The following is a 24,126-nucleotide window of genomic DNA, read 5'->3' as shown; positions in this document are numbered from 1 at the left end:
GGGGACGGGCGGTGGGTGTGGTGCGCACCCACCGCCCGTCCCCCGCCGGTCAGGGTTTACCGGGCGGACGCCCACCGCGCGTGCCGGGGCGCTGACGTCGTCGGTGAACATGTCGCGCCGGCGGATGGCCAGCGTGCACGCCACGCTGATCGCGGTGGTCACCGCGAGGTAGGCGAGCACACCGTTCGTGCCGATGCGGTCGGACACCCTGCCGAAGATCGGGATGAACACGACCATCACGACCGCGGCGATCATCACCGCCTGCAGCAAGGGCTGCCGATCCAGGTCCAGGGTCCCGCTGCCGTAGGAGATCACGAACACGGCCCAGGCGTTGAACGCCACGCCTTCGGTCAGCCTGCTGCCCATGCCGAGCAGCAGGTGCCGCCGCGAGATCCGGTCGCGGACCAGTTCGCGCGCCGGGACGGTCGATTCGCCCTCCTGCTCGGCCATCTTCCGGAACGCGGGCGTCTCCACGATCTTCACGCGGATGAGGAGGCCGACGACGACGAGCACCGCCGACAGCAGGAAGGCGATGCGCCAGCCCCAGGCGAGGAACGCGTGTGGGTGGTCAGCGCGGGCAGCTGCTCGGGCAGGCTCGCCAGGTACGCCTCGACGTCGAGCGAGTGCGCGAGGATCGCCTTGCCGGAAGCGGTGGTGTACAAGGGGAACCGGGCCCCGGGGTGCTGTTCGAACCGCAACGGGAGGGTGGACTGGACTGGGCCCGCAGCAGCACCACGGACTCGCGGCCGTCGCGGATCGCGATGTTGACCGACTCCTCGGTCTCCTCGTTGACCTGCCGGATCACCGGCAGCGCCCGCTCCAGGCCGTGGACGCGCTGCGCGGCCTGGCCGAGCAGGATCGCCCCCGGGCCCAGGTGGTAGCAGTCGGTGTGCGGGTTGTGCGTGACCAGGCCGTCCACGCTGAGCGCGCCGACGACGCGGTGCGTGGTGCCCGGCGTGAGGTCGAGACGCCGGGCGATGACGGACAGGGACAGCTCCCCGCCCTCGTCCCGGAGCAGCCGCAGCACCGCCAGCGCGCGCCGGATGGCCTGCGTTCCGGCTGGCGGCTGGGCTCCTGTGTGGTTCACGGGCTTCCGTCGTCGTGGCGATCTCCTGACCGGGTCAGGTTACCAGTCCAGCGGGCGGGCACCGACCGCTCGGGAAACCGCCGTCACCAGCTAGGACGTGTCACCGCCGGTCAGCGCGGTTCTGCTTCGCGTCGCCTGGACTGCGGTGAGCAGCGCGGTCGCCCGGACGTCGGCCGCGCTGCAGCCGCGGGACAGGTCGTTCACCGGCGCGGCGAGTCCTTGCAGGATCGGGCCGAACGCGCGGGCGCGGCCGAGCCGTTCGGCGATCTTGTAGCCGATGTTGCCGGCGTCGAGGTTCGGGAAGACGAGCACGTTGGCCCGGCCCGCGACCTGGGAGCCGGGTGCCTTGCGCAGCCCGACACTCGACTCGACCGCGGTGTCGAACTGCAGCTCGCCGTCCACCTGACAGCCCGGGTCGCGCTCGCGCAGCAGGGCGGTGGCGCGGCGGACGCGCTCGACGCGTTCGTGCGTGGCGCTGCCGAGCGTGGAGAACGACAGCATCGCGATCACCGGCTCCTCCCCCGTCAGCGCCCGGTGGGTGCGCGCCGAGGCCAGCGCGATCTCGGCCAGTTCCCCGGCCGACGGGTCGGGCACCACGGCGCAGTCGGCGAAGGTCAGGCACCGCCCGTCGGGCAGGACGAGCAGGAAGCAGCTGCTCAACGTCGCGCTGTCCGGGACGAGCCCGACGTAGCGCAGGCACGCCCGCAGCACGTCGGCGGTCGGCCGGTTCGCGCCCGCGACACACGCGTCGAACGCTCCGGTGGCGACGCCCGCGACGGCGGTGCTGACGGGGTCGGCCAGCGCGTCCGGGATCCGGCCGGGCTTCTTCGCCAGACGGGTCGTGATGAGACCGCGGACCGCCGCGTCGGCGGCGAGATCCCGGGTGTCCACGATGGACTCACCCGGGAGCCGGACTCCGGTGTGGTGGCAGGCCCGGCGGATCGACGCCGGATCGCCGACGAGCCGGGGCGCGACGCCGTCTTCGTCGTGCAGCAGCGCCGCCGCCTGGACGACGCGGGGGTCGTCGCCGTCGGCCAGCGCCACCGTGGGCCGGGTGCCGGCCAGCACCTCGCGCCATCGGTCGTGCAGGGGAAAGGTCACGCGGCACCACTTTCGTGAGGACGGCGTGCCGGGCGCACCGGTTTGCGCCGCGCGTCGCGGCGGAACGGGTCACCCGGCTCGGGCGAGCACAGGACCTCGAGGACCGTGGTGCGGCCGGAGGTCATCTGCGCGTCGACCGCCGTGCGCAGCGCGGGACCGACCTCGTCGAGCGCATCGACCACGATGCCGTCGGCGCCCATCGCCCGCGCGGTCCCGGCGCCCCGCGGCCGGCGGTGGAACACCACGACGGTGACCGGGATGCCGTGGCGCACCGCGGTCGCGACCTCGGCCATGCTGCTCCCCCACGCGCCGTCCCCGGCGTAGGCGATCGCGGGCCGCTCGGGACGCGCGACCTTGGCCCCGATGATCCTCGGCAGCGCGTGCCCGCAGTTGCCGAAGCTCATCGGCGGGAAGAAGCTGCGCGGCTCCTCGAAGCGCAGGTAGCTGTGCGCGACGGAGTTGATGGTGCCGATGCCGGTGGACACCATCGCGCGCCCGGGCATCGCCTTCGCCAGCTCGCGGAGGACCTGGCGGGGATGCAGCCGGTTGTGCTCCTGCTTCTCCGGGGTCCAGGCGCTGAGCTGCCGTTCCCACATCGCCTTTTCCTCGCGGATCCGGCCGGCACGCCGGCCTCGGGTCGCGTCGCAGGCGAGCGTCCGCGGGCGCAGCCGCTGCGTCAGCGCGGCCGCCGCCTCCCTGGCGTCACCGCGGATGCCGACGTCGATCTTCTTGACCAGGCCCAGCATCGTGTGGTCGGCGTCGACCTGGATGATCTTCGCGTTCCCGGGCCAGTAGTCCATCCCGTGCTGCGGCAGCGTGCCGAACGGGCCGAGCCGGGTGCCGAGCGCGAGGACGACGTCCGCCTCGGCGATGAGCCGCATGGCGGCCGTCGAGCCCTGGTAGCCGAGCGGGCCGCACCACTGCGGGTGGCTCGCCGGGAACGAGTCGTCGTGCTGGTAGCTGTTCACCACCGGCGCGCCGAGCCGCTCGGCGAGTTCGCGGCATTCCGCGATGCCGCCGGAGAACACGACACCGCCGCCCGCGACGATCACCGGGAAGTCCGCCCGGGCGAGCAGGCCGGCCGCCTCGTCGAGGCCGCGGGTGTCACCCGGGCCGCGGCCGGGCCGTCGCGGCCGCGGGATCTCGGTCTCGATCTCGCCGGAGAAGTGGTCGCGTGGGATGCTGAGCTGCGGCCCCATCTCGGACCTGGCGCGGTCGAATGCCCGCGCGGTCAGCTCCGCCATGCGGTTCGGGTGGTTCACGTGGGCCCGGTACTTGGTGAACTCCGGGAACATCGTCCCGGCCTCCGGGGTGATCACGACCACCGGGCTGTGCGCCCAGAACGCGGCCGCGATCGCCGTGACGCAGGTGCTGATGCCGTTCTGGCCGATGACCACGCCGGGGCGCCCACCGGCGCGGGCGTAGCCGTCGGCCATGTGCGCGGCGCCCAGCTCGTGCACGACCGGGATCAGCCGGATGCCGGCCGGCGCGAAGATCTCCCTCGCATCGGTGAACGCCGAGCCCGTGCTGCCGAAGATCTCGGTCACGCCGTGGGCCGCCAACGTCTCGACGAAGGCCTCCGCAGGGGTCATCTTCCGCGGCCCCGTTGCTCGCTCGCTCACAACCCACTCCCCTGCGCGTCACACAATGTGGAACGTGAGATTCCGGAATCTGGCTGAGATCGCACTGTAAGGGGCGCGACGCGGCCAAGTCAACGGGTTGTCTTCGAGTCCGAGACAATATGTACTGTTTTCCGAGATATCAGGGAGACTGTTTTCCGGCCGTCCTGCGCGGCAACCCCAGGGATGACCGAACCGCTTTGTCAGCCAAGGACGCGATCGATGACCTCAACCGTAGAGTCCCGGCGCACCGCCGAGCCGATGCTCGCCGGGGAGCAGACCCGCGCCCAGAACTTCCTGGTCAAGCTGTTCGCGATCGTGCCGCTCGTGGCGCTGCTCGCGGCGGTGCCCTTCGCCTGGGGCTGGGGCCTGGGCTGGACCGACGTCGGCCTGGCCGTCGGCTTCTACTTCCTCACCGGCCTCGGTGTGACGATCGGGTTCCACCGGTACTTCACGCACGGCGCCTTCAAGGCCAACCGCGGCCTGCGGATCGCGCTCGCCATCGCGGGCAGCATGGCCATGCAGGGCCCGGTGATCGGCTGGGTGGCCGACCACCGGCGGCACCACGCCTACGCCGACCGCGACGGCGATCCCCACTCGCCGTGGCGTTTCGGCACCACGCCCGCCGCGCTGGTCAAGGGCTTCTGGCACGCCCACATGGGGTGGCTGTTCCAGCGGGAACAGACCAATGCCCGCCGCTTCGCCCCGGACCTGCTGGCCGATCGCGACATCATCCGGATCAACCGCTGGTTCCCGGCGCTGACGGTCGTGACCCTGCTCGCCCCGGCGCTGCTCGGCGGGCTGATCACGCTGTCCTGGTGGGGCGCCGTCACCGCGTTCTTCTGGGCCGGCCTCGTGCGGGTGGCCCTCCTGCACCACGTGACCTGGTCGGTCAACTCGCTGTGCCACATGATCGGCGACCGGCCCTTCGCCGCGCGGGACAAGTCCGCGAACTTCTGGCCGCTGGCGATCGCCTCCATGGGCGAGTCCTGGCACAACTCCCACCACGCCGACCCCACCGGCGCCCGCCACGGCGTGCGCCGCGGCCAGCTGGACATGTCCGCCCGCCTGATCTGGGTGTTCGAGAAACTCGGCTGGGTCACCGACGTCCGCTGGCCGCGCGCAGATCGCCTGGCCCGCAAACTCAACCCCGGCTACGAAGCCTCACCGCGCCGCTGAGCCCGGTCACGGGCGGCGCCGGCGTGCGGTGTGCCGGAGCTGGAGGATGCGCGCGGAGCCGATCAGGGCGATCAGCAGAGCCCCGGCGACGGCGGCGAGAAGCATGGCCACACCGATGGGCAGGGTCCCGCCGGCGCCGAGGAACGTCAGCTCGGTGCGGGTGGGGTTCTGCAGGATGAAGATCAGCAGGACCACCAGGACGAGTACGGCGATGATCACCGCGACCCAGGTGCCGCTGATCCTGGTCCGCGCCACGCGGGTCTTCCGGGCGCGGGAGGCCGGCGCGGGTTCACCGGTGGTGGCCTGCGGTGCCGCCGGGCCGGCGACGACCGGGGCCGGCGGCGCCGCGTCGTGCTGGTTCTCCGGCTGAGGAAGCGGTGTGTCGGTGCCGTAGCGGGCGCGGGCGCGCCGAGCGCGGTCCAAGAGGTTCGACATGACGTGCCTCGTCTGTGGTCCCGGTGCGGGCTGGCACTACCGGATGTGGTGTCGTCGTGGCCGGATGTGTTCAGTCTACGCGCACAGCGGCGTCTGGCGTGCCCCCGATCCGCGGGGGTTCAGCGGACCGTTGTCGTCGTCGTGCCGGTGAAGCGGAATTCGACGGCCGTGGGTAGTTCTTGCAGGTCGAGGGCCTGACGCAGCCGGGGCAACGTCTCGGTGCTCAGCCGCTGCCGGATTTCGGTGGGGGATGCCCGCTGCTCGGCGTGGATGACGACCGTGAGGGACGCGTCCTGCGGTGTGCCGGTCAGGACGGCGTCGGCGGCGGCCACGTCGGGGTAGGTTTCGATCTCCTCGGTGAAGGGTTCGACCGCGGTGGTGGTGGCCAGCTCGGTGCGCCCGCGGGCGGGGTCGTTCTCCAGGCGCCAGACGCGGCTGCGGGGCTTGCGGACCAGTTGCGCGGCGAGCCAGCGCAGGCACAGGAGCCCGACGACGACGGCGACCGCGGTGATGACGTAGAGCGCCCAGGTGGGCGGCCTCCCGGTGCCCGGGACGACGGTGCTTACCGGATCGACCACGGCCCGCCACCCGAAATGGGTGGCGAGGATGAGCCCGCCGGCGGCCGCCAGCAGCATCCCGAGCAGTGCGAGCAGGCCACGGTTGAGCCGCCCGGGCGGGTTGGGGGCGCTCATTCCTGGCTCCTCGTGCTGAGCACCCGGACGCGCAGGGCGGGGCGCGTTGCCGGGGAGATGTCCTCGATCCGTCGTTCGAGTGCGGCACGCACGGCGTCGGCCAGTCCCTCGCCGCTCGCCCGGTCGGTCCGCACCTTGGCGGTGACGACGCGGCGGCGCACGGCGAGCTTGGCACCGCGCACACCGTCGACCGCTTCGACCGCCGCACGCAGGGTGGTCCGCAAACCCCGGCGGGACGCGCCCGAGTCGAGACCGCTGCCGTCGTCCTCGAGCGGCACGACCGTCGCCGCCCCGGGCAGGACCGCGGCCAGCAGCAGCACCAGCCCGAACGCCGCGAGGACGCCCCCGGCGATCGCGGCGCCCACGCTGTCCCACCGCGTCCGGTTCAGGGTGCCGGCCACCGCGTCGTAGCTGAGGAAGGGCTGATGCCCGGTCAGCATCTGAATCGCACACGTCGCGACCAGGACGGATGCCGCGAGGAGCACCAAGGCGGTCAGAGTCGCGGGAACGCTGCGGCGGGGACGGCGGATCATCGGACCCTCGCGGTGGTGGCGCGGCCGTGCAGAGCGGTCACCGTGATGTCGATCCGCGTCACCGCCAGGCCGGTCAGCTCGCCGACTCGCTCGATCAGGTGAGCCCGCACCTGTTCACAGGTCGCGGCGACCGGCACCGGGTAGGTGATCGACAGCCGGACCTCCAGGTCCACGGTCGCCCCGTCGACCCGGGCCCGGACGCCCGCGGCGCGGTCGGCCTCCTCGGCACCGACGGTGACGCCGAAGAGGCGGCGGGCCGAGCCGCCGACCGGGCCGACCTCGGTCGCCGCGCACGCGGCCAGGCGCTGGATCGCGCGCTCCGCGATGACGGTCCGGCCGCGCTCGCTCATCTCCTGCTCGCCGCGGTCGACGACCGGCGGCGAATCCGGCGCCGCCATGGTCAGCGACGATCGCGGCCGGTGAGCTGGGACAGATCGAGCTTGCCGTCCGCCACCCGGCCGGCCAGCAGACCGAGCGCGCCGAGGACGAGCACGACCAGGAAAGCGGTGAAACCGCCGAACGCGCCCGCGAGACCCAGCACGAGGCCGGACAGCAGGCCGAGAACCGTGAAATTCATGACTGGTCTTCCTTCACTGCGACTCGCGCGGGTGCCGCGGGCGCGGCCGCCGGCAACACGATGTCCATGACCGCCACCCGCACCGGACGGTCGACGGCTCCGACCGCGGCGCGCACCGCGGCGTCGATTTCGGCGACGGTCGCCGGATACCGGCTGACCACCCCGATGGTGATCTCGTCCGGCCGGATGCGGACGCCGGCGACCCGGCGGCCGGGCAGGTACGTCGCGATCTCGCCGTGGCCGCTGTCCAGATCCGCGATCACCGGCAGCGACCGCACCGCGGCGGCGATCCGATCGGCCGCGAAATCGGCGGTCACTGCAACCTGGTCTGCTCGGGCTCGGCCTCTTCGTCGGGCAGGTGCACGTCGTTGACGGCGATGTTGACCTCGACGACCTCCAGGCCGGTCATCCGCTCGATCGCCGTGATGACGTTGCGGCGGACGGAGCGCGCCAGGTCCACGATCGAGACGCCGTACTCCACGACCAGCTCGAGGTCCACGGCGGTCTGCCGCTCCCCCACCTCCACCGACACACCTTGCCCGGCGCTGGCCGACGCGCCGGGAATGCGCTCCCGGAGCGCACCGAACGCCCGCGCCGCGCCCCCGCCCAGGGCGTGCACGCCGGCGATCTCGCTGGCCGCCAGACCCGCGATCTTCTGCACGACCGCGTCGGCGATGGAGGTCGACCCTTGTTCGGTGACGAGCTGGCTCGGCGAGCCCGTGTTCCCGCCCGACGGCGAGTTCACCGATGCGTTCTGTACCGGCGGTGTTGTCATGGTGCGCTCCTTCGAGTCTGCGGGACGACGGGCCCGGCGCGGCGGATGCCGGTGCGGCTCCCCGCCTCAGGAGCTGGGTCCCCAGCACGCACTCGCGTACTTCGTTCCAGGGGTAGCCCGCGGTTTCGGGAAACAAACGTCGTTCGTTCCCCATTTTCCGCAGCGCGGGGCCGTTGAGCAGGCTGTTCGTCGGGGCACTACTGACGGTGTCGCCGGTCCGCCACGGCGGTATCGAACGGGTGACCTACCGCCGGTGCCGCCGCCGCGGCGGCCGGCCGCATTGGTGTCCGCTGTGGACGGATCGGCTGAACGCCGGCCGGTCCGCGCCTGCTACTGCTTGGTCGCCCTCAGCGACAGCGACAACGGCACCTTCGGGTACTGCTCGGGCAGCCGGTACATGCCGTCGTCGTCCCGCTCCATTCCGGGGAAGTACGGCCAGGTCAGGCGGGTGTGTTCGTGGACCCAGTCGAGGCGGAGCCCGGCGGCGGCGAACGCGTTGAGCATGTCGGCCAGCGGGTGGATCCACTCGTGGCTCGCCAGCGCGGCGGCCTGGTCCCCGGTGTAGGTCGTGCCCGCGGGCTCGACGATCGGCCGCTCGGGGGGCGTGCGCCAGTCGTCGCGCACCGTCAGCCGCCCGTCGGCCAGTTCCAGGCACAGCATCATGGGGTGGCCGTCGGCGAAGTAGAGGGATCCGCCGGGTTTGAGCAGCGCGGCGACCACCCGCGCCCAGGCCGCCACGTCGTGCAGCCAGACGATCGTGCCCCAGGTCGTGTAGACGAGGTCGAAGTCACCGTCGAGGAGTTCCCGCGCGGCGTAGACGTCCCCTTCGACGAACCGGACGTCGGTGCCGGTCCGCCGCGCGAGCTCGCGGGCCTCCGCGATGGCGGGCGCGGAGAAGTCGATCCCGGTGACGCGGGCGCCACGCCTGGCCAGGCAGATGGAATCCATCCCGAAGTGGCACTGCAGGTGCGCGATCCGCAGCCCGCGCACGTCCCCGATCTCGGCGGCCTCGATCGGGAACAGCACGTCCTTGCCGGCGAGGAAAGCCTCGACCTGGTAGAAGCCCGACGCGTCGCGGCGGTGCACCGCCACGCGTTCGTCCCAGAGCTCGCGGTTCTTCCCGTAGGCGGTGCGCAGATCCGGCATTCGATTCCTTCCCCCGAAAGTTTCGTCGCTCCACGGTAGCGACCGGGGGCAACCGATTTCCCGGCTGAGGCCTCAGCCCGGCGTCTCTCGCAACGAGACGGCACGTGTCTCCGGCAGGAAGGGCAGCACGACCAATCCGACGATGTACAACGAACCGAGGATGACGGCCGCTTTCGTCACGCCGCCGAAGGCGAGCACGAGGTTGCCGAACACGATGGGGCCGGCGGCCGCGATCAGGCGGGTGGAGTTGAACACGAAACTGATCGCCGTCGCGCGCACCCGGGAGCGGAACAGTTCGGGCAGGTAGATCGCGAAGGCCGCGAACATCCCCAGGGTGAAGAACCCGTTCACGGCGGCCATCCAGACGACCGTGGTGGCCGAATCCGCGGTGAGGTAGAGAACCGCGGTGGTCACCACGGAACCCGCCAGGTACACCGCGATGTACCGGCGCCGGCCGATTGCGTCGGCGAGGAAGCCGCCTGCGATGTACCCGGCGATCGATCCGACGGTGTAGGTGATTCCGGCCAGGCTGGTCAGGTGGTCGACGCCCGCCTGCCCCGCACCGCCGGCGAGCTGCCTGACGAAGAGCGGCAAGGAGGTCGACACGGTGTAGTACGCGCCGATCGAGAACAACGACAGCACGAGCGTGAGCAGCACCCGGCGTCGGCTCACCCGATCGTGGAACACCTGGGCGAGAGTGGAACGGCCGCGCTTCGCGGCGTCGCGGCCGGCGGATCGCTGCCAGACCGCCGACTCGGGCACGTTCCGGCGCACGTACAGCGTGAACAGGGCCGGCAGGACGCCCAGGACGAAGACGACCCGCCACATGCCGGGACCGAACTCGCTCAGGACGAGCCACACCGCGGAGGCGAGCAGCGCGCCGAACCCGAAACCGGCCTGCATGGTCCCGGCGGCCTTCGAGCGGGCCCGGGTCGGCCACGTTTCGGCGATGAGCGCCGTTCCGGTGCCCCACTCGCTGCCGAGGGAAAGACCGGTCAGGAAACGGAGGACGAGCAGCATTTCGAGGTTCTGGGAAAGCGCCGTCAGGCCCGCGAACGCCGAATACGCCGCGATCGAGAAGAGCATGACGCGCTTGCGCCCGATCCGGTCGGCGATCACCCCGCCGATCACGCCGCCGATCGCCCACCCCAGCAGCGTGACGCCGACCGCGATTCCGCCCCACAGCGGCAGATTCGCGCGCTGGGCCGGGTCGAGGAGCTGGCTCAGCATCGGCGTCAGCACCACGGTCAGCGCGTAGGTTTCGTAGCCGTCGAAACCCCAGCCGAGAAACGCCGCGAACAACGAGCGCCAATTCGCCGCGGTGACGTCGCGGTACCAGGGGCCGGTGTTCGCGGACAGGCGAGGCTTGGTTTCCTCATCGTTGAGGGCCATTTGCTTCTCCTCATCGAACCAGTAATGGCACCGCGGCGGGTCCGGCAACTGTAGGCACCACGCGGCCGGGTCCGCTTCGGGGAGACGCCCGATCCGGGCTGTGCGACGTTGGCCCAATCTCCAAGGCCGCGACCCGGCACCCGGCATTGGAGTTTCCGACAACAGCGGGCGGGTGCGAGGGGGCGAAACTCCCTCGGCGAGCGGGCACCGGGCGTCTATCCTGTGCCGGAGCTCGGGCGACGAGGAGATGATGGTGACACTCGGTGATCTCCTTGCCGTGCTGGGCGCGGGCCAGCTCGAGGTCGAGCTGCTCCAGCGAGACGGCACGGCCGTGGTGAGTGACGTCGCCATCCTCGATCCGTCCGATCCGGTGGACCGGGGTCACCTCGTGCTCGCCGTCGGTGTCGACGCCGGTGATCCACGAGCCGGCGAGGTGGTCGCCGACGCGGCGAAAGCCGGCGCGGCGGCGGTGGTGTTCCGCGCGACGGGCCGGCCCGGTCCGGCCGCTCTCGCCCGCGAACACGGGATCTCGCTTCTGCGGGCCAAGCCGGGCACCAGCTGGACGAGGCTGGTCACGCTGGTCCGCTCGGTGCTGACCGCGGCCACGGCCGGCCCCGAATCGCCCCGGGACCGCACCAGTCCGAGCACCATCTACGGTCTCGCGGACGCGATCGCCGTGACCGTCGGCGGTTCGGTCGTGCTCTACGACCGCGCCCACCGGGTCGTCGCCTACTCGGTCCAGGGCTTCGAGATCGACGAGGTCCGGCGGGACACCATCCTCGGCAGGCGCACGCCGGACCAGTGGATCGAGCGGTTCACCACCGACCAGAGCGCGTACGAGACCTTCCACCGGCCGGACGAGGTGGTGCGTGTGGACGGTTACGAAAACCTGTCCACCCGGCTGCGCATCGCGATTCGCTCCGAAGGCGAAGTCCTCGGTGAGATCTCCGTCGCCGAAGGCCGGCAGCCGCTGGGCGCGGAAGCCGAAGCCGCGTTGATCCGCGCCGCGCGCCTTGCCGTGCCGCACCTGCTCCGGCACCGGCTGGTCGAGGACGCCGACCGCGCGGCCAGGATGCGGCTGCTCCGCGGGCTGCTGTACGGGGACGCCCCACCGGCGGCGGATCTGGGGCTGGGCGGCAAGGCCGGGCTCGTGGTGATCGGTTTCGCCGGCGCGGACCTCCCGCCGGGCGAGGGCGGCAGCCTCGCCGGGGAACGGGTCCTGCACCTGCTGTCGCTCCAGATGAGCAGCATCGACCCGGCGGTCGGCGTACTGCCCTCCGGATCGGTCTACTACGCGCTGGTCCCGGCCGTCGACGGCGATCGCGTGACCCGGCTCGTGGAGCCGGCGTTGCGCCACATCCGGCGGATGGGCATCACGGCCCACGCGGCCATCGGCCCGTGGGCGGCCGGGCCGGGCGACGTGCCCGCCGCGCGTGGAGTCGTGGACGATCTGCTGGACATCCTGCGGCGTCCGGGCTGGCCGGCCGCCCCCACGGTCGCGACCGCCGAGAGCCGGTGGCCGGACCTGGCGTTGCTGCCGGTCGAGCGAGCGCTTGCCGGTACCGCGCCCTGCGATCAGCTGCGCGCCCTGCGCGACCACGACGAACTCCAGAAGACCGACTACATCACGACCCTGCGGGTGTTCCTCGACGAATTCGGATCGGTGTCCCGGACGTCCGAGCGTCTCGTGCTGCATCCCAACACGGTGCGGCACCGGCTCGAACGCCTCGCCGGGATCGCCGGGCTGGACCTGTCGGATCCCGCTCAGCGGCTGGCCGTCATGGTTCAGCTCCGTGCCCTGCCCTGGCCTGCCGCCCCCGGTGGTGCCGGGAGGTAGCGGGCGTCATCGACGGTGCTCGCCGCGGCGGATCTCGGCCAGCACCTCGTCGGTGTGCTCGCCGAGACCCGGCACGCCGCGGCCGCTCCCGGGCTCGTCGCCGAGGTCGAAGGGCGGGCGCAGCGCGCGGATCGGCCCGCCCGGCGAGCCGGCGTCGAACCACCGGTCGCGGGCCCGGAGTTGCGGGTGGTCGAGGAGACCGGCCAGGTCGTTGACGTCGCCGGTGGGGATACCGGCCGCCACGAGCCGGGCGGCGATGTCGGAGACCCCCGCGCTCGCCGCGAACTCGCGCTCGATCTCGCGCTCCAGGCTGTCCCGGTGCCGGACGCGCAGCTCGTTCGTGCGGTAGTCGGGGTGGTCGGTGAGGTCGGGCCGGCTCAGCACCTGGTCGCACAGGGCCCGCCACTGCGCGGCGGTTTGCACGGCGAAGTTGACGTGCCCGTGGTCGCCGACGCGGTACACGCCGTAGGGCACCATCATGTTGTGCCGGGCGCCTTCCCGCGACGGCTGCCGTCCACTGTAGAGCTGGTGGTAGGCCGGGGCCATCATCCACTCGGCCAGGCAGTCGAGCATCGAGATGTCGATCGTGCGTCCGCGGCCGGTGTGCTCGCGCTCCAGGAGGGCGGCGAGGATCGCCGACATCGCGTACACCCCGGCGCACATGTCGGCGACGGAGATGCCGACCTTCGCGGGCTGGTCCGGGGTTCCGGTCACCGACAGCAGCCCGGCTTCGCCCTGGATGAGCAGGTCGAACGCCTTGTGGTCGCGATACGGCCCGGTCGCGCCGTAACCGGAGATCGCGCAGGCGATCAGCCGCGGCCACCGGCGTGCCAGGACCTCCGCGCCGAAGCCCATGCGGTCCACCGCGCCGGGGCCCAGGTTGTGCACGAACACGTCCGCGTGGCCGAGGAGCTCGGCGAGGACCGCACGTCCGTCCTCGGTCTTCAGGTCGAGTGCCACGCTGCGCTTGCCGCGGTTGGCCCACACGAAGTAGGCGGACTGGCCCCGGACGACCGAATCGTAGCCGCGAGCGAGGTCGCCGCCGGCCGGATTCTCCACCTTGACGACGTCGGCCCCGAGATCGGCCAGGTGGCGGCTGCACAAGGGTGCGGCCACCGCGTGCTCCAGCGCCACGACGCGCAGGCCGGTGAGCGGTCGGCCGCCGGACTCGGCGGCGTCGGTGTCGGTGGTGTGCGAGTCCATGCCAGGCAGTCTCGCCGTCCTGCGGTGGCCGAAGCCAGGTGCGCTCGTCCAACGTGGCGGGATCGGTGTTGCGCGATCCTCCGACGCCCGGGCGCGACCGTCCATTCGCGACTCGTTCAGCGCCGGTGCACCAGGCCCGCGACCGCACGGACGTGGCCGTCCTGCAGCAGCCGCACCTGGGTGAACACGGTCCGGCGGGTGGTGTGCTCGACGGCCGGTTCGAGCACGACGGGCTGAGCCGCGCTCGTGCCCGCCAGGAACCGCATCGTCCCGGAGACCAGCCTCGCGCGGGTGCCGTCGCGGGGTGCGCCGCACCGGGCGGCCGCCGCGAACAGCACGCCGCCCTGGACGGCGCCCGCGCGGTTGGTCATCACCTCGGTGGGCATCAGCACGCTGGTCCCGTGCTCGTCGGCCGTCGCCTCGCTGATCACCTGGTCACACCACGACCGGCCGGTCTCCGCCGCCCGCCGCGCGGTCGTGACCAGTGCCCGTTCCGCGGCGGTGAGCTCGCCCAGGCCGCCGGAGCGGTGTTCGGGCGGGTCCGGCCGGTCCCACGGGAGTTCCGCTTGCGATCCGCTGGACGGAACCGCGAAGGCCGCGCCGCAGTGCCCCAGGACGTGGTTCCCGCTCCGGATCACGCCGGCGGCGGTCCCGACGCCGTCCGCCACCGCGACCTCACCCACTTCGGCGAGCGTCCGCGCACCGGCGCCGGGCGAGCCGGTGAGGTCGAGCGTGAGGCTCAGGGTCGGGAGCGGCCGGGTCCCGCCGAGCCGGCGGCGAAGCGCGCCGCCGAGCGCGAAGTCCGCCAGCATCGCCACCTCCACGAGGCCGAGACGTTGTGGCGCGGGCGGTGCGAAGCCGAGCGTGAACGGTTCGGACGACACGTGGCGCAGGCCGGCCACGCAAGCCAGTACGGGAGCACCCGTCGCGCGGGCGAGCGCGAGAGCAGGAAGCAGCCAGTTCCGCGGCGCCGGTTCGGAGCACATCGCACCACTATCGCGGGCGGGTCCGCGTGGAGCGACGTGACACCCACCAATCACCGGCCCCCGGTGTCGGGCGTTCCTCCGATGCCAAGGTGACGCGTCGTCATTAGCGTTCACCGCGTCCCATCCACACCTCGTCCCACCGGGAGGACGCGCAGTGACCGAGCAGACCGAGTCCCTGACCGGCGTCAAGGCGCTGATGTTCGACTTCTACGGCACCGTCGTCGACATGCAGAGCGGCCTGACCGAGGCGATCACGCCGTACCTGCGGTCCAAGAACTACACGGCGCAGCCGCCGAACCGGGTCGTGACGTGGTGGCGCCGGACGCACTTCGAGAACTCGATGATCGACGGCCTGCTCGGGCGCGAGCACATCCCCTACCGGGAGATCGGCAGGCAGGCCGTGGACTACACGCTGACGCGCGCCGGTGTCCCGCACACGATGGACGAGGTGCGCTCGCTCGTCGCGGAGATCGAGCGGCTCGATCCGTTCCCGGACGTGGTCGAGGCGTTGAGGCGGCTGAAAGAAGCCGGGCTGAAGCTGGTCATCCTGTCCAATGGGGACCCGGACATGCTCGAGTCCGGCGTCAAGTACTCCGGCACCGCGGACCTGTGGACCCGGGTGGTTTCGGTCGCCGAGGCCGGTGCCTTCAAGCCGCACTTCGCCACCTACGCCACCGGCGCCAAGGCGGTCGGCCTCGACCCGTCGGAGGTGCTGTTCGTGGCCAACCACGCGTTCGACTGCGTCGGCGCGAAGGCCGCGGGCATGCACACGGCGTTCGTCGACCGCCGCAAGCGCCCGTTCGGCAACGAGTACTACCCGCCGACGCTCGTCGTCGACGACTTCGCGCACCTCGCCCGTGAGGTCATCGCCCGCACCCGGGGCTGACGCCGCTGCCTCTCAGCGCTGGGCGGCGTGCTCGGCCAGCCCGGTCGCCATGTCCTGCATGAAGCGGCGGAGGTACCGCTGGAGGAACCAGCGCATCCCGAAGCGGGCCGAAAACGTGCCGTGCCACCGGATCCGGGTTCCACCGCCGGGCAGCTCCTGCAGCTCGATCGCGGCCCGGTAGTCGCTCAACTGAGGGTTCTCGGCGCCCTCGTACGCGAACCGGCGTCCGGGCTCCAGCTCGGTGATGCGCTCCTTGGTGACGACCTTCCCGGTGCGGAATGCGCGGACGGCGCCGACCCCGTCCCGGCCGTCCGCGGACAACCCCTGCGACTGGCCGGTCTCCAGGGCGTCGATCGGGGACCACGACGGCCAGCTGCGCGCGTCGAGCAGCAGGGCCCACACGGCCGAGGGTGGCGCGGTGGATTCGGCGGTGACGTCGTAGGACTGCATTTCCGGTTTTCCTCACACTGGTCGGCCGTCGCGTACCTCGCGGAACGCGTCGCGGATTTCGGACACGAGAAGGGCGGGCTGTTCCAGCCCGGGGAAGTGGCCGCCGCGGTCCAGGACGTGCCAGGTGCGCAGGTCGCGGTAGCGCCGGTGCGCCCAGCGGCGGGCGGTCGGCCACGGGTCGGCCGGGAAGAGCGAGCAGAACGTGGGCACGGTCACCGGCCGCGCGTTCTCCTCCTCCGCGCTGCGCGGCACCCACCGCAGTGCCTCCCAGTACCACCGGGCGGTGGAGGCGCCGGTACCGGTCAGCCAGTACAGCGCGATGGTGTCGATCTGCTGGGCCACGCTCACCCCCGCGGTGTCGGCGAAGGCGGTGAACTTCTCGCCCAGCCAGGCGGCCAGGCCGGCGGGTGAGTCGAGCAGGGAGTAGCCGATCGTCTGCGGGCGCGTGCCCATCAGCATCCCGAAGCCGTAACCGTCGGCCAGGTGCCGGTCCCGGCGGTCCACAATGTACTGTTCGTCCCGGGTGGGGTTCACGCGGTCCGCCGGCAGGGGCGAGGCCAGCGGCATCGTCAGGTGCAGTCCGGCCACGCGTTCCGGCGCGAGCCGGGCCAGTTCGGTGCTCACGTAGGCACCCCAGTCGCCGCCGTGCGCGACGAACCGCGGGTAGCCGAGCACGGTCATCAGGTCCGCCCACGCCCGTGCGGTGCGGCCGGGGTGCCAGCCCGGCTCGGCCGGCCGGTCGCTGAACCCGAACCCCGGCAGCGCGGGCACGACCACGTGGAAGGCGTCGCGGGCGGAACCGCCGTGCGCGACCGGATCGCTGAGCGGCCCCAGCACGTCCTCGAACTCCAGCACCGAGCCGGGCCAGCCGTGGGTCAGCAGCAGCGGCAGCGCCGCCGGCTCCGGCGAGCGGACGTGCCAGAAGGCGATGCCCAGTCCGTCGAGGCGCACGCGGTAGTGCGGGATCGCGTTCCACCGGGCCTCGGTCGCCCGCCAGTCGTGCCGCCGCCACGCCTCGATCAGGGCGGTGAGCCGCCGCAGCTCGATTCCCTGGGCCGGGTCCGTCTCGGGCTCGGGGAGCCGGACCCGGTCCAGCCGCGCACGCAGGTCCGCGAGATCGGCTTCGGCGACGTGGATCGCGAAGGGTTCGGGCGCCGTGGGGATTGCGGGCATGTCCGCACGCTACGGCGAACCCCGAGGGCGGTTCCATGCGCGAGATTGCGGTGTACCGGTCAGAAATTGCGGTGGGCCGAGGGCGGGGAAGCCGTGCTGACTTCCCCGCGTCGCCGGGCCTGCCGGAGCGGCTCGACCGCCAGGCCGAAGAACCGGGCGACCGCGCCGGCGACGAGAGCCGTGGCGTCCGCGTCATGGGGAACGAGCTCGGCGACGCCGCCGGATCCACCCGGTCGATCCAGATCACACTATTACCCCCCGGGGGTACTTGCGCGACGCGGGGATCCGGGGATACCTTCGCTCCACCAGATACCCCCTAGAGGTATAGGAGAGAAGGCAATGACCGCCTCGCAACCGAGTTCCCGGCGCTGGTGGGCGCTCGGGTTCATCGCACTCGCCCAGTTCATGGTCATCATGGACACCTCGATCATCGGGGTCGCGCTGCCGAAGATGCAGGCCGACCTCGGCTTCTCCCCGGACGGCCTGTCCTGGGTGTTCAACGCCTACGTCGTCGCCTTCGGCGGGCTGCTGCTGCTCGGCGGCCGGCTGTCCGACCTGCTCGGCGCGCGCCGGATGTTCGCCGCGGGCTGGGTCATCACCCTCGGCGGCTCAGTGGTGGCCGCGCTCGCCGGCACCGCCGGGGTCGAACTGACCGGCCGGGTGCTCCAGGGCGCCGGAGCCGCGCTGATCGCACCGTCGGCCCTGACGCTGCTGATGGTGCTGTTCGGCGGGCGCCCGAAGGAGCTGACCAAGGCACTCGCCCTCTACGGGGCGGCGGCGCCGGCCGGGGGCACCGCGGGTGTCTTCCTCGGCGGCGTGATCACCGAGTGGCTGTCCTGGCCGTGGATCTTCTGGCTCTACGTCCCGATCTCGCTGATCGCGATCGTGGCCACGCCCGCCCTCATGCCGTCCACCCCGTCCCGGCGCGGAGCCGTGGACGTCGCGGGCGCCGCGGCCGTCACCGCCGGTCTCGCGCTGGCCGTGTTCGCGATCGTGCGGGCACCGGAGCAGGGCTGGGGTTCGGCGGCCACGCTCGGCGCCCTGGCCGGTGGCATCGCACTGCTGGCGATCTTCCTGGTCATCCAGCGGTCCCGGCGGGTTCCGCTGGTCCGGCTCGGCATCTTCCGCACACCTGGCCTCGGCGCCGCGAACCTGGCGCAACTCCTGCTCGGCGCCGCGTGGATCCCGATGTGGTACTTCCTCAACCTGTACCTGCAGCAGGTCCTCGACTACGGCGCCTTCGCCAGCGGCGCGGCGCTGCTCCCGATGACCCTGCTCATCGTGATCCTGATGGTCGGCGTCGCGCCGCGCCTGATCGCCCGGTTCGGCACCAAGAGCCTGATCGTCGCCGGTCTGTGGGCGCTGGCCGCCGGCCTGGTGTGGCTGTCCTTCGTCCGGCCGACGGGGTCGTTCGTGGTCGACGTCCTGCCCGCGTCGCTGGTCGCCGCTCTGGGCCAGGCTCTGGCGTTCATCCCGTCCCTGGGCATGGCGATCTCGAGCGCGAAGCCGGAGGAAGGTGGCCTCGCGTCCGGCATCGTCAACACCTCATACCAGATCGGCTCGGCCCTCGGCCTGGCGGCGATGACCGCGGTCGGCCTCTCCTTCGGCGCCGGCGAACTCGGCAACGCGGTCGCCCTCACCGACGGCTTCTCCGCCGCCTTCCTCGGCGCCGCCACCATCGCGATCGTCGGCGGATTCCTCGGACTGGCCACCATCCGCACCGCCCGCAAGGACACGCCCGCGGCGGCCGACACTCGGGAGGTGAGCAGCCTCTGAAACCCGCCTGCTGTTCTCCACACCAATGCGACCCCCCGTCGGGCGGACCGGTGAGCACTCGCCGGCCCGCCCGACGGCCGTGCGTCAGGGCAACTGCAGCAAGACCTCTCTCGCGTGATCACGTTCGCGACCCCTTCGAGGCACCGTGACGACGAGTCCCTCGTCCCGCAGGAGCTGAGTCGCGTGCCGAAGGGTGCGTCGATGATCACCCTCGCCGCATCACAGTGCGAAGTCTTCCTCGGCCTGTCGGCGCTCACCTCACGAGTCGGCGGCGTGAACGTCATGGCGAAGCAAGTTGAGCGGCAGCTTCCGCCGAAGCCCACCGGTCGAGGTACGGCTGATCACCGAACTCGGCGCGCGCGGCCACCCCCGCTGACACTAACCGCCCCAGATCTCCACTGCCAGCGCGGTACGCACGGGACTTCACCGCCGCGATGCCGATGGGCTCGGTCCCGGACGTGGCGAACCTGAACTACTGGGCCTACTGGATCGGCGAACTGCGCGAGGTCGACGACGCCTTCATGCTCCACGCCGACCTGCGGTCGTGAGGTGGGGTGCACCTGCTTGAGCACCTCACCCGACGTGTGGCGCCGTCTTCGCCGCACCTGCCGCTGAATCCGCACACCTTGGTCACGTTGATAGCCTCACGGCCGTCACTGCTGACCGACTGGCCCCAGCGCTCGCCGAGGCCGTCGAAGTGGGCTTGTCCACCGACGAACTCACCCGCGCCGAGCGGGACCAGTTCGCCGGCCCGCACCACGCCCTCCGCATCGCCGACCGATAGGAGCCCCTGCGTGTCCGACCCCAGCGCCATCGCCGGCTTCGGCTACGAACTGGGCGTCCTCAAGCGGATCCGGCGCTCGGGCTGGTGGCACGCCGGCGTCCGCGACCCCGAATCCGTCGCCGAACACTCCCTGCGCGTCGCCCAGCTCGCCGGGCTCCTCGCCGCCGAAGAAGGCGCCGACCCCGCCCGCGCCGCGTACCTCGCCCTGTGGCACGACAGCCAGGAAACCCGCACCGGGGATCTGCCCCACACCGTCAAGCCCTACCTCGCCAAACCCGACCCCAGGCAGATCACCGCCGACCAAACCGCCCACCTGCCCGACGCGGCCCGCACCTCCGTCCGCGACGCCGTCGACGAGTACGAAACAGCCGAGACCATCGAAGCCCGCTGCGCCCGCGACGCGGACAAGCTCGAGATGCTCCTCCAAGCCGTCGAATACCGCGACATCGGCGTCCAGCGCGTCCAGGGCTGGATCGACAGCGCCCTGAAAGGCCTGTCGACCACCACCGCGCAACGGGTCGCCGAGGTCGCCGTCTCGCTCTCACCGCTCGCCTGGCGTGACCGCTGACCGCTGCATCGGACGTGGCGAGCCAGGGGGCACCGCGGTCGAAACGCGTTACGGATGGCTCACGGCCCCGGACGCCAGATAGGCCATGGCCATCTCGGTCGTCGCGTCTGCCCAGGCCGGCCAGGACAGGCCGTCCTGCCAGGCGGGGAACGTCGCGGCCCGGTGGACGCACGAGCCGATGATGCTGCGCGCCGCGAACCGGAGGGCTTCCCGCGGGCCGGGCCGCGCGACCTCGCCCAGGTGGGCCTCAGCGGATTCCAGGAGCGCCCGCTGGATCGTGTCGAGCGCTTGCAAGCCGCGCTGGGCGCCGTCCGCCGGCTGGCCGTTGAGGAGCTCCGGGAAGGCACGCGTGTAGCCGGAGAAGGTGTGCGCCATGGCGTGGGTGAACGAACCGATGGCGCCGCGGAGTCCACCGGGCGCCGCGGCGAGCGCTTCGGCGACGCCGGTTTCCAGTTGTTCGAGCAGATGGTCCTGCACGGCCTTGAGCAGCTGCTCCTTGCCGGTGAACCGGCGGTAGATCGCCCCCACCGACAGGCCCGCGCGCTCGGCCACCGCGGCGACCGTGAACTCCTCGATACCGCCCGTGCTCAGGACGTGCTCCGCGGCGGCCAGCACCTTCTGCAGCGATTCCCGGCTGCGGGCCTGCTGCGGGGGACGGAAGCCGTGCTCGGCGTGCTGAGCGCTCACGACCTGGACGGTACCGCTCGCCACGGGGGGTCTGGCGACAGGGCAGACGATAATAGTAATTTACGTTCGCATAATGTTCAGCGGCAGGAGTGAGTTCCGTACGTGGTCAACGTCGAGGTGCGCGGCGCCTACGTCGACTTCCCGGTCTTCGACGCCAAGACGCGCTCGTTGAAGAAGAAGGTCCTCGGCAAGGTCGGCGGCGCCATCGGCACCTCAGCGAAAGTGCCGGTCATCGAGGCGTTGCGCGACATCACGCTGTCCCTGACCGAGGGCGATCGGGTCGCCCTGGTCGGGCACAACGGAGCGGGCAAATCGACCCTGCTGCGCCTGCTGTCGGGCATCTACGAGCCCACCCGCGGCACCGCCCGGGTCGAGGGCATGGTCGCGCCCGTGTTCGACCTGGGCGTCGGCATGGACCCGGAAGTCTCCGGGTACGAGAACATCCTGATCCGCGGCCTGTTCCTCGGCATGTCCCGCCGGCAGATGCAGCAACGCGCCGACGACATCGCCGAGTTCACCGAACTCGGCGACTACCTCCACATGCCACTGCGGACCTACTCCGCCGGCATGCGCGTCCGCCTGGCCCTCGGCGTGGTCACCACGATCGACCCGGAGATCCTGATCCTCGACGAAGGCCTGGGCGCGGTCGACGCGGCCTTCATCGCCAAGGCCCGGCGGCGCATGGTCGACCTGGTCAACCGCTCGGGCCTGCTGATGTTCGCCTCGCACTCCGACGAGGTCCTGCTGGAACTGTGCACGACGGCGATCTGGATGGACGAAGGCCGGATCCGCATGCGCGGCCCGGTGCGCGAGGTGCTCTCCGCCTACAAAGGACACGAGCCACACGTGCTTCCCGAACGAGTCGCGTAAGGAGCCTGAGCAAGACCATGAAAGCCTCCGCCGTCATCGACGATCCCACCGACCTCGTGTCAGACCCAGCACCGCTTCCGCCGTTGTCGGACAGCCGCACGTTCGGGCGCGCGTTCGGCGACATCAAGGAAGGCCTCCGCCAGCGCGAGCTGTGGAGCCACCTCGGCTGGCAGGACATCAAGCAGCGCTACCGCCGGTCGGTGATCGGGCCGTTCTGGATCACCATCAGCCAGGGCGTCATCGCGCTCGGCCTCGGCCTGCTGTACTCGCAGCTGTTCGGGATGCACATCGGCACGTTCCTGCCCTACATCACCACCGGTTTGGTGGTGTGGAACTTCATGAGCAGCTGCCTCGCCGAGGGCAGGACGGTACGGGGATCTGCCACCCCGGTCTGGGCTGGTACACGCTCACCGCGATCCCGGCGTTCTTCCTGCTGGCGTTCAACGGCGTCTGGGTCACGCTGCTGCTGGGCATCATCTCCACCCGCTACCGGGACATCCCGCAGGTGATCAACTCACTGATCCAGCTGCTGTTCTACCTGACCCCGATCGTGTGGCCGATCGACCAGCTCAAGAGCGGCCAGCGCGAGGGCGTCAGCTGGGCCGAGCCGATCATCCACCTCAACCCCATCTACCACTTCGTCCAGATCCTGCGCGCGCCGCTGATCGGGCAGGCCGTCAGCCCGTGGAGCTGGGTCGCCGTGGGTGGCATCACGATCGTGGGCTGGCTGCTCGCGCTCGTCGCCATGCGCAACTACCGGTCCCGCGTCTCCTACTGGGTGTGAGAACGAACCGGAGCAGCTGTTCCAGGCGGGTGCCTGCTTGCGTTTACTGCTGCGGATGTTCGTAGAACGCTCGTACCCGGGCCGCGTGGCCGTGCTGGTCCAGCTCGACCACGTCGAGTACCCGGTTGCCGTTCTCGCGGTGGTAGAGCAGTGCGTAGCCGCCCGGGCTGGTCAGCAGTGCCTCTTCGGTGAAGGTCAGCTCGGGGGCGAGCTCCAGGCCGAGTTCGAAGTGCCTGCGCAGTTCGGGCTTGCCGCGCAGCCGGCCGTCGGGCCTGCCCCACCGGCGGGTCACGGTGGAGGCGACGAAGTCCACGTCGTCGGCGTAGCAGGCCATGATGGCATCGAGGTCGCGCGCTTTCCACGCGGCCAGCCAGGCGTCGGCATGGGCTCGAGCGTTCATCCCCGCAGTCTTCCCGGTCGTCTTGATCACCGGCAACCTCGTTTCGGCGCCGGACAGGGGGACGGCTACAGCTCCTCTCCAAGCCGGGATGCGTGTCGCCGCCGAAACGCCCGGGACCGCGTCAAGCGCCGTGTGAACCGCCGCTCAGAGGTCCTCCGCGGGGATCGTGTGCATCGCTGCCTCTTCGGCTGACGCGGCGGCTCCGTCGACGCCGATGTCGCGTGCGTAGAGGTCCACCTCGGTCTCTCCGTCGGCCAGGGCGATCAGGCGGCCGGTCCTCGCGTCGCCGACCTCGTCGTCCCGCAGCTCGCCGTCGGTGTCGAGGGTGTCGCCCAAGCCGTCGCCCTCGTCCGGGCCGAGCTCGCCCACCTCGCGCGCCAGGCGGGCGTCCAGGCTCTCCCCCGTCGCCTCCTCGCGTGGCGTCGTGCCCCAGCCCTGCGCGGCCCACGGCCGTTCCGCCGGCGAGTAGCCCTCGTCCAGCGGGTCGGCCGGGCCCCTGGTGTCCAGCGTGTCCAAGGCATCCAGCTGCCCGGCGAAGTCGATCTCGTCGCGGTCCATGGCGCGCTCCCGTTCGTGCGAGCCCCTCCCCAGCATCGCACGAACGGGAGCCGCGCGTCAGGGCGTGAGGATCGCGCGTCCGCGGATGCGGCCCGCGCCGAGGTCGTCGAGCGCGTCCTGGAACCGCTCCAGCGGGTACTTCGTGGTGTGCAGCCGCACCCTGCCCTGCGCGGCGAGCACCATCAGCTCGCACAGGTCGGTGTAGGAACCCACCAGGTTGCCGATGAAGTTGATCTCGGTGGAGATGATGTCGATCGTGGGCACGTCGATGTTCTCGCCGTACCCGACCACGTGGTAGTCCCCGGCGCGGCGCAGCATCCCGACCCCGTCGCGGGTGGCGCCGCCCTCGCCGACGAAGTCCAGCACCACCTCGGCCCCGGCGCCGCCGGTCAGGTCCAGCACCTCCTCGACCTGCCGCCCCTCGGCGACCACCCCGTGGTCGGCGCCGATCGACACGGCCAGCTTCACCGCGTCCGGGTTGCGGTCGACGACGATCAGCTCGGCCGCGGTCAGCGCCTTGAGCACCTGGATGCCGATGTGCCCGAGCCCGCCCGCACCGATCACCACGCACCGGTCACCGGGCCGCAGCCGCCGGGACGCCTTCGCCGCCGCGTGGTAGGCGGTGAGC

At 71.7% G+C, this 24,126-nt stretch carries 27 protein-coding genes and 1 pseudogene; 7 read left to right on the top strand and 21 right to left on the bottom strand.

Annotated elements, in window-relative coordinates:
- From D0D15_RS29610 to D0D15_RS29595, 4 genes are all read right to left on the bottom strand, one after another.
- Positions 1–534, bottom strand: a 534-nt coding sequence (locus D0D15_RS29610; protein ID WP_162830688.1) for an MHS family MFS transporter, incomplete at its 3' end; no start/stop codon positions are given.
- A 34-nt stretch (positions 535–568) separates the two neighbouring features.
- On the bottom strand, positions 569–1,087 hold the full coding sequence (locus D0D15_RS29605; RefSeq protein ID WP_233157425.1) for an IclR family transcriptional regulator: 519 nt from the start codon (positions 1,085–1,087) through the stop codon (positions 569–571).
- 90 nt (positions 1,088–1,177) lie between these two features.
- Positions 1,178–2,188 (bottom strand): phosphotransacetylase, encoded by a 1,011-nt coding sequence (locus tag D0D15_RS29600; protein WP_094007611.1) that lies wholly within the window; start codon positions 2,186–2,188, stop codon positions 1,178–1,180.
- Positions 2,185–3,780 carry a sulfoacetaldehyde acetyltransferase gene (locus D0D15_RS29595; protein WP_094007612.1) on the bottom strand — a complete coding sequence of 532 codons (1,596 nt, stop codon included), beginning with the start codon at positions 3,778–3,780 and terminating at the stop codon, positions 2,185–2,187. Before D0D15_RS29595 ends, D0D15_RS29600 begins: the two co-directional genes overlap by 4 nt.
- 249 nt (positions 3,781–4,029) lie before the next feature.
- Here D0D15_RS29595 and D0D15_RS29590 point away from each other — a divergent pair, with 249 nt between their 5' ends.
- Entirely contained in the window at positions 4,030–4,986 is a 957-nt protein-coding gene (locus D0D15_RS29590; protein ID WP_198958327.1) for an acyl-CoA desaturase, read from the top strand.
- Between the two features lie 6 nt (positions 4,987–4,992).
- Here the strand turns inward: D0D15_RS29590 and D0D15_RS37330 are convergent, their stop codons facing one another.
- The 9 genes from D0D15_RS37330 to D0D15_RS29550 all read right to left on the bottom strand — a co-directional run bounded on the left by D0D15_RS37330 (position 4,993) and on the right by D0D15_RS29550 (position 10,653).
- The gene (locus D0D15_RS37330; protein WP_233157426.1) at positions 4,993–5,421 is read right to left on the bottom strand and encodes a lipopolysaccharide assembly protein LapA domain-containing protein; all 429 of its coding nucleotides are present in this window, start codon (positions 5,419–5,421) and stop codon (positions 4,993–4,995) included.
- 119 nt (positions 5,422–5,540) lie between these two features.
- Positions 5,541–6,113: an alkaline shock response membrane anchor protein AmaP gene (locus tag D0D15_RS29580; protein ID WP_094007614.1), complete on the bottom strand. Its 573-nt coding sequence runs from the start codon at positions 6,111–6,113 to the stop codon at positions 5,541–5,543.
- Positions 6,110–6,646, bottom strand: coding sequence for a DUF6286 domain-containing protein (locus D0D15_RS29575; protein WP_094007615.1), 537 nt, complete (start codon positions 6,644–6,646; stop codon positions 6,110–6,112). Before D0D15_RS29575 ends, D0D15_RS29580 begins: the two co-directional genes overlap by 4 nt.
- Positions 6,643–7,044 (bottom strand): Asp23/Gls24 family envelope stress response protein, encoded by a 402-nt coding sequence (locus D0D15_RS29570; protein WP_094007616.1) that lies wholly within the window; start codon positions 7,042–7,044, stop codon positions 6,643–6,645. Before D0D15_RS29570 ends, D0D15_RS29575 begins: the two co-directional genes overlap by 4 nt.
- Positions 7,045–7,046: 2 nt before the next feature.
- Entirely contained in the window at positions 7,047–7,223 is a 177-nt protein-coding gene (locus D0D15_RS36445; RefSeq protein ID WP_094007617.1) for a hypothetical protein, read from the bottom strand.
- Positions 7,220–7,540, bottom strand: coding sequence for a hypothetical protein (locus D0D15_RS29565; RefSeq protein ID WP_094007618.1), 321 nt, complete (start codon positions 7,538–7,540; stop codon positions 7,220–7,222). Before D0D15_RS29565 ends, D0D15_RS36445 begins: the two co-directional genes overlap by 4 nt.
- Positions 7,537–7,998, bottom strand: a complete 462-nt coding sequence (locus D0D15_RS29560; protein ID WP_094007619.1) for an Asp23/Gls24 family envelope stress response protein — start codon at positions 7,996–7,998, stop codon at positions 7,537–7,539. The genes D0D15_RS29565 and D0D15_RS29560 overlap by 4 nt, the downstream gene beginning before the upstream one ends.
- 330 nt (positions 7,999–8,328) lie before the next feature.
- A complete protein-coding gene (locus D0D15_RS29555) occupies positions 8,329–9,144 on the bottom strand; it encodes a class I SAM-dependent methyltransferase (RefSeq protein WP_094007620.1) in 816 nt (271 codons plus the stop codon).
- A gap of 72 nt (positions 9,145–9,216) precedes the next feature.
- On the bottom strand, positions 9,217–10,653 hold the full coding sequence (locus D0D15_RS29550; protein WP_198958328.1) for an MFS transporter: 1,437 nt from the start codon (positions 10,651–10,653) through the stop codon (positions 9,217–9,219).
- Positions 10,654–10,789: 136 nt separating this feature from the next.
- Here D0D15_RS29550 and D0D15_RS29545 point away from each other — a divergent pair, with 136 nt between their 5' ends.
- The gene (locus D0D15_RS29545) at positions 10,790–12,373 is read left to right on the top strand and encodes a PucR family transcriptional regulator (RefSeq protein WP_158224470.1); all 1,584 of its coding nucleotides are present in this window, start codon (positions 10,790–10,792) and stop codon (positions 12,371–12,373) included.
- Between the two features lie 6 nt (positions 12,374–12,379).
- Here the strand turns inward: D0D15_RS29545 and D0D15_RS29540 are convergent, their stop codons facing one another.
- Together D0D15_RS29540 and D0D15_RS29535 are read right to left on the bottom strand one after the other, a co-directional pair.
- The gene (locus D0D15_RS29540) at positions 12,380–13,576 is read right to left on the bottom strand and encodes a CaiB/BaiF CoA transferase family protein (protein ID WP_094007623.1); all 1,197 of its coding nucleotides are present in this window, start codon (positions 13,574–13,576) and stop codon (positions 12,380–12,382) included.
- A 116-nt stretch (positions 13,577–13,692) separates the two neighbouring features.
- Positions 13,693–14,562, bottom strand: coding sequence for a PaaI family thioesterase (locus tag D0D15_RS29535; protein WP_143266229.1), 870 nt, complete (start codon positions 14,560–14,562; stop codon positions 13,693–13,695).
- 154 nt (positions 14,563–14,716) lie between these two features.
- Here D0D15_RS29535 and D0D15_RS29530 point away from each other — a divergent pair, with 154 nt between their 5' ends.
- A complete protein-coding gene (locus D0D15_RS29530) occupies positions 14,717–15,448 on the top strand; it encodes a haloacid dehalogenase type II (protein WP_198958329.1) in 732 nt (243 codons plus the stop codon).
- 12 nt (positions 15,449–15,460) lie between these two features.
- On the opposite strand, the gene D0D15_RS29525 is transcribed toward D0D15_RS29530, so the two are convergent.
- Complete coding sequence (locus D0D15_RS29525) at positions 15,461–15,898, bottom strand: SRPBCC family protein (protein ID WP_094007625.1); 438 nt, start codon at positions 15,896–15,898, stop codon at positions 15,461–15,463.
- A 12-nt stretch (positions 15,899–15,910) separates the two neighbouring features.
- Positions 15,911–17,071, bottom strand: a complete 1,161-nt coding sequence (locus D0D15_RS29520; protein WP_094007626.1) for an epoxide hydrolase family protein — start codon at positions 17,069–17,071, stop codon at positions 15,911–15,913.
- A gap of 339 nt (positions 17,072–17,410) precedes the next feature.
- Between D0D15_RS29520 and D0D15_RS29510 the strand changes: the two genes are divergently transcribed.
- Positions 17,411–18,847 (top strand): MFS transporter, encoded by a 1,437-nt coding sequence (locus D0D15_RS29510; protein WP_094007627.1) that lies wholly within the window; start codon positions 17,411–17,413, stop codon positions 18,845–18,847.
- 794 nt (positions 18,848–19,641) lie between these two features.
- The gene (locus D0D15_RS29505) at positions 19,642–20,199 is read left to right on the top strand and encodes an HD domain-containing protein (RefSeq protein ID WP_094007628.1); all 558 of its coding nucleotides are present in this window, start codon (positions 19,642–19,644) and stop codon (positions 20,197–20,199) included.
- A gap of 48 nt (positions 20,200–20,247) precedes the next feature.
- Here D0D15_RS29505 and D0D15_RS29500 read toward each other — a convergent pair whose 3' ends face one another.
- A complete protein-coding gene (locus D0D15_RS29500) occupies positions 20,248–20,886 on the bottom strand; it encodes a TetR/AcrR family transcriptional regulator (protein WP_233157427.1) in 639 nt (212 codons plus the stop codon).
- A gap of 102 nt (positions 20,887–20,988) precedes the next feature.
- On the opposite strand from D0D15_RS29500, the gene wzt reads away from it, so the two are divergent.
- A complete protein-coding gene (gene wzt, locus D0D15_RS29495; RefSeq protein WP_094007629.1) occupies positions 20,989–21,756 on the top strand; it encodes a galactan export ABC transporter ATP-binding subunit Wzt/RfbE in 768 nt (255 codons plus the stop codon).
- A 17-nt stretch (positions 21,757–21,773) separates the two neighbouring features.
- Positions 21,774–22,540: pseudogene (locus tag D0D15_RS29490) on the top strand (ABC transporter permease).
- Between the two features lie 43 nt (positions 22,541–22,583).
- Here the strand turns inward: D0D15_RS29490 and D0D15_RS29485 are convergent.
- From D0D15_RS29485 to D0D15_RS29475, 3 genes are all read right to left on the bottom strand, one after another.
- Positions 22,584–22,940 carry a YybH family protein gene (locus tag D0D15_RS29485; protein ID WP_143266230.1) on the bottom strand — a complete coding sequence of 119 codons (357 nt, stop codon included), beginning with the start codon at positions 22,938–22,940 and terminating at the stop codon, positions 22,584–22,586.
- 144 nt (positions 22,941–23,084) lie between these two features.
- Positions 23,085–23,498: a DUF5709 domain-containing protein gene (locus D0D15_RS29480; RefSeq protein ID WP_198958331.1), complete on the bottom strand. Its 414-nt coding sequence runs from the start codon at positions 23,496–23,498 to the stop codon at positions 23,085–23,087.
- A gap of 57 nt (positions 23,499–23,555) precedes the next feature.
- The coding region (locus tag D0D15_RS29475) for a zinc-binding dehydrogenase (RefSeq protein WP_162830687.1) at positions 23,556–24,126 on the bottom strand (571 nt) is incomplete at its 5' end.

Origin of the sequence: Amycolatopsis thermalba (assembly GCF_003385215.1) — a bacterium.
Lineage (GTDB): Bacteria > Actinomycetota > Actinomycetes > Mycobacteriales > Pseudonocardiaceae > Amycolatopsis_E > Amycolatopsis_E thermalba.
The sequence above is the reverse complement of the archived record's forward strand: the minus strand, read 5'-3'. Positions and strand labels throughout refer to the sequence as shown.

Coding starts and splice junctions, on each gene's coding strand:
- D0D15_RS29580 (WP_094007614.1), bottom strand. CDS start 6,113: ATGAGCGCCCCCAACCCGCCCGGGCGGCTCAACCGTGGCCTGCTCGCA.
- D0D15_RS29510 (WP_094007627.1), top strand. CDS start 17,411: ATGACCGCCTCGCAACCGAGTTCCCGGCGCTGGTGGGCGCTCGGGTTC.
- D0D15_RS36445 (WP_094007617.1), bottom strand. CDS start 7,223: ATGAATTTCACGGTTCTCGGCCTGCTGTCCGGCCTCGTGCTGGGTCTC.
- D0D15_RS29485 (WP_143266230.1), bottom strand. CDS start 22,940: ATGAACGCTCGAGCCCATGCCGACGCCTGGCTGGCCGCGTGGAAAGCG.
- D0D15_RS29560 (WP_094007619.1), bottom strand. CDS start 7,998: ATGACAACACCGCCGGTACAGAACGCATCGGTGAACTCGCCGTCGGGC.
- D0D15_RS29540 (WP_094007623.1), bottom strand. CDS start 13,576: ATGGACTCGCACACCACCGACACCGACGCCGCCGAGTCCGGCGGCCGA.
- D0D15_RS29595 (WP_094007612.1), bottom strand. CDS start 3,780: ATGACCCCTGCGGAGGCCTTCGTCGAGACGTTGGCGGCCCACGGCGTG.
- D0D15_RS29535 (WP_143266229.1), bottom strand. CDS start 14,562: ATGTGCTCCGAACCGGCGCCGCGGAACTGGCTGCTTCCTGCTCTCGCG.
- D0D15_RS29570 (WP_094007616.1), bottom strand. CDS start 7,044: ATGGCGGCGCCGGATTCGCCGCCGGTCGTCGACCGCGGCGAGCAGGAG.
- D0D15_RS29555 (WP_094007620.1), bottom strand. CDS start 9,144: ATGCCGGATCTGCGCACCGCCTACGGGAAGAACCGCGAGCTCTGGGAC.
- D0D15_RS29575 (WP_094007615.1), bottom strand. CDS start 6,646: ATGATCCGCCGTCCCCGCCGCAGCGTTCCCGCGACTCTGACCGCCTTG.
- D0D15_RS29480 (WP_198958331.1), bottom strand. CDS start 23,498: ATGGACCGCGACGAGATCGACTTCGCCGGGCAGCTGGATGCCTTGGAC.
- D0D15_RS29590 (WP_198958327.1), top strand. CDS start 4,030: ATGACCTCAACCGTAGAGTCCCGGCGCACCGCCGAGCCGATGCTCGCC.
- D0D15_RS29520 (WP_094007626.1), bottom strand. CDS start 17,071: ATGCCCGCAATCCCCACGGCGCCCGAACCCTTCGCGATCCACGTCGCC.
- D0D15_RS37330 (WP_233157426.1), bottom strand. CDS start 5,421: ATGTCGAACCTCTTGGACCGCGCTCGGCGCGCCCGCGCCCGCTACGGC.
- D0D15_RS29525 (WP_094007625.1), bottom strand. CDS start 15,898: ATGCAGTCCTACGACGTCACCGCCGAATCCACCGCGCCACCCTCGGCC.